Raw genomic sequence first — 2,702 nt, 5'->3', positions numbered from 1 at the left:
ACTGTTTGAAGCCCAAGTGGAACAAACACCCGATGCTGTAGCCGTCGTGTTTGAAGATACACAACTGACTTACAAACAACTCAACCAACAGGCAAACCAGTTAGCACAATACTTACAAAAGCTAGGCGTAGGACCAGAGACACGGGTCGGCATTTGTGTGGAGCGCTCTGTGGAGATGGTGGTGGGATTGTTAGGCATTCTCAAGGCAGGGGCTGCTTATGTACCTATTGACCCTGCCTATCCTCTAGAGCGCTTGACGTATACGTTGAATGATGCCCAAGTCTCCGTGCTGTTGACCCAACAGCATTTGGTTTCATGTCTTTCTGCTCCCAAAGTGCAAGTGATATGCCTGGAGCGTGATTGGAACGTCATTGCACAAGAGCGCAAGGAAAATCCTGTCAGTAAAACCACAGGGGAAAATTTAGCTTACATAATATATACTTCTGGCTCAACAGGTAAGCCTAAGGGCGTCTTAGTCAACCATTCAAATGTAGTCCGCCTTTTTAAAGCGGTTCAGTCATGGTTTAACTTCAACGAAATTGATGTGTGGACACTTTTCCACTCCTCTGCATTCGATGTCTCAGTCTGGGAACTCTGGGGCGCTTTCCTTCATGGCGGGCGGTTGGTGTTAGTGTCTTACTGGATAAGCCGATCGTCCTTAGAGTTCTATAACCTACTTTGTAGAGAGCAGGTAACAGTTCTCAATCAGACACCTTCTGCTTTCTACCAACTTATTGAAGCTGAAGAAACTTTAGGTGTTGCTCAAAATCTGGCTCTACGCTTGGTTATATTTGCTGGAGAAGCCTATGAACCGCAAAGCTTGAAGCCGTGGTTGAAGCGTCATGGGGATCAAGTACCTCAGTTGATCAATATGTATGGGATCACGGAAACAACTGTACACGTCACCTATCACCGATTGTTAGAAGCTGAGTTAAGTGAGACTTCGGCCAGTATTGTTGGTCGTCCCATTCTTGACCTTCAGGTTTACATACTAGATCAGTACTTACAACCTGTGCCCATTGGAGTTCCAGGTGAAATATACGTAGGTGGTGCTGGTCTCGCCCGTGGCTATCTCAACCGCCCAGACGTAACTGGTGAACGGTTTATTCCGAATCCTTTTAGCAATGAACCAGGTGCACGCTTGTATAAGACTGGAGATTTGGCGTGCTATCGAGTTAACGGAGACGTAAAATACCTCGGTCGTATTGACAACCAAGTGAAAATTCGTGGCTTCCGTATCGAGCTAGGGGAAATTGAATCTGTGTTGAACCAATACCCTGCAGTTCAGGAAGCCATTGTTGTTGCTAGGGAATATGCAGTCGGTGATACACGCCTTGTAGCATATCTTATCCCCGATCAAAATCATGCGTTTACAGTTCGGCAATTGCTTTGTTTAAAAAGAGAGGGTCTTCTTGCCGATCGGCTACAGTACGAGTTGCCAAATGGTATGCCCATCATCCACCAGAACAAAGGGGAAACAGATTTTGTATATAGGGAGATCTTTGAGGATAATACTTATTTGAGGAATGGAATCACTTTCAATGAAGGGGATTGCATTTTTGATGTAGGTGCTAACATTGGTTTGTTTACGCTTTTTGTAGGTCAGGTGTGTAAAAATGCTGTTATTTATGCATTTGAGCCGATTCCACCTGTCTTTGAAATTTTACGTATTAATTCTGCTTTATATGGATTGAACGTCAAGCTGTTTGAATATGGCCTGTCTAGTGAGGTAGGGACTGATGTGTTTACATATTATCCTTACGTTTCCATTATCTCCGGGCGCTTTGCAGAAGCCGTAGAAGAACAAGAAATTGTCAAGTCCTTTATGCTTAACCAGCAGCAGATAAAAGCAAATAAGACAGCGCTACCTACAAAAGAACTCAATGAGATGCTAAATGAGTTCTTAAAAGAGCGGTTAAGTAGCGAACGTTTTACTTGCCAACTGAAAACACTTTCTAGTGTGCTCCATGAACATGGTATTGAGCGGATCGATCTGCTGAAAATTGACGTCGAGAAAAGTGAACTAGATGTACTTGGTGGTATCGAAGAGGACGATTGGCAGAAGATCAAGCAGATTGTTGTGGAAGTTCACGACATAAATAACCAATTGGAACGCGTTAAAATGCTACTTGAGAGCCACGGGTACAACTTAACTGTGGAGCAGGATATTAGGCTTAAAGACACTAACCTGTATAACATTTATGCTGTGCAACTACCCAAAGAGCAGAAACTTCAAATTGAGTCTGATAGTCAGCTTGTAAGTGAGTTCCAAACAATTTGGAGTAATCCACGTCAATTAATTGCTGGGGCACAGGGTTTCTTGCAAGACAAGCTACCAGAATATATGGTGCCCTCGGCATTTGTGATTCTGGAGACCCTACCACTAACACCTAACGGTAAGCTAGACCGCAAGGCATTGCCCGTACCCGATTTAACCACTGAACTGAAAGGCACTTTTGCGGCTCCTCGAACCCCCATAGAAGAAATGTTGGTGGGAATTTGGGCTGAGATACTCGGGCTAGAAAAAGTAAGTATCTACGACAACTTCTTTGAGTTGGGAGGGCATTCTCTTTTAGCTAGCCAGTTAATCTCGCGAGTACGCAATGCCTTTCAGGTGGAGTTGCCTTTACGCAACCTTTTTGAAGCTTCCACTGTAGCCAGCTTTGCTGAGAACATCGAAACCACTATTAGGGCTGGAGCGG

The 2,702-nt window shown here is 44.3% G+C and carries 1 protein-coding gene; it reads left to right on the top strand.

Annotated features, from left to right (window positions below; all coding sequences use genetic code 11):
- A partial coding sequence (locus ACM0OZ_RS48410; RefSeq protein WP_414590084.1) for an amino acid adenylation domain-containing protein occupies nucleotides 1-2,702 on the top strand: 2,702 nt, incomplete at both ends.

It is taken from the genome of Scytonema sp. PCC 10023 (assembly GCF_963920835.1).
GTDB lineage: Bacteria > Cyanobacteriota > Cyanobacteriia > Cyanobacteriales > Nostocaceae > Kalymmatonema.
This window is presented reverse-complemented; position numbering and strand designations above follow the sequence as displayed.